Annotated in this window: 1 protein-coding gene; it reads left to right on the top strand. The window is 67.6% G+C overall.

What is annotated here, in order from left to right; translation table 11 throughout:
• Nucleotides 1-186: 186 nt before the first annotated feature.
• Nucleotides 187-639 carry a 50S ribosomal protein L9 gene (rplI, locus tag ACOZHM_RS19845; protein ID WP_421571047.1) on the top strand — a complete coding sequence of 151 codons (453 nt, stop codon included), beginning with the start codon at nt 187-189 and terminating at the stop codon, nt 637-639.
• Nucleotides 640-863: the final 224 nt, after the last annotated feature.

Below are 863 nucleotides of genomic sequence, written 5' to 3' on the forward strand. Positions count from 1 at the left end.
CCCCTAACCCCCCCCCCCCCCCCCCCCCCCGCGGCTGCCGGGGGGGGGGGGGGCCCCCCCCTTGCGCGCCCCCCCCCCCCCCCCCCCGGCCCGCCCGGGGCCGGTGCCGGGTCTACCGTTCGGATATTCGGACAGCCATCCGCTGCGGGGCTCGCCTCGCTAACGAATACATTTTGGAGCTACACCATGAAGCTGATTCTTCTTCAGAAGGTCACCAACCTCGGCGGCCTGGGCGACCTGGTCGACGTGAAGCCGGGCTACGGCCGCAACTTCCTCGTCCCGACCGGCAAGGCCGTTCCGGCCACCACCACCAACGTGGCCGAGTTCGAAGCCAAGCGCGCCGAATACGAAGCCAAGGCCCAGTCGATCCACGCTGACGCCGAAGCCCGCAAGGCCTCGCTGGAAGGCAAGAGCGTCACCATCGCTGCCAACGCGTCGACCGAAGGCAAGCTGTACGGCTCGGTTGGCCCGCGCGACATCGCCGAAGCCTTCACCGCTGCCGGCCTGCCGCTGGAAAAGAGCGAAGTCATCCTGGGCGAAGGCGCCTTCCGCAACGTGGGCGAGTACGAGGTGACCGTTCACCTGCACGCCGACGTCGAAACCACCGTCAAGGTGGTCGTGGAAGCCGAAAAGGCCTGATCCCTGCCGCAAGGCGTGGATCCAGAAAACGGGCGCCCGAAAGGGTGCCCGTTTTTGTTTGTGGATAGTCGGTTTTGCGCTAACAGCAGCGTCTCAATTCGTACGTGCTGGGGCGGCCGCCGGGTAGCCCCGCTCCGGGACACGCCGTGAACCCATCCATGGGGGCTGCTAGAAAACATCCATGTTTTCTAGCGTCCCTCCGGGGGCTACCCGCCGGCCGCCCC

This window comes from Stenotrophomonas sp. PD6 (assembly GCF_049199305.1).
Taxonomy (GTDB): Bacteria; Pseudomonadota; Gammaproteobacteria; order Xanthomonadales; family Xanthomonadaceae; genus Stenotrophomonas.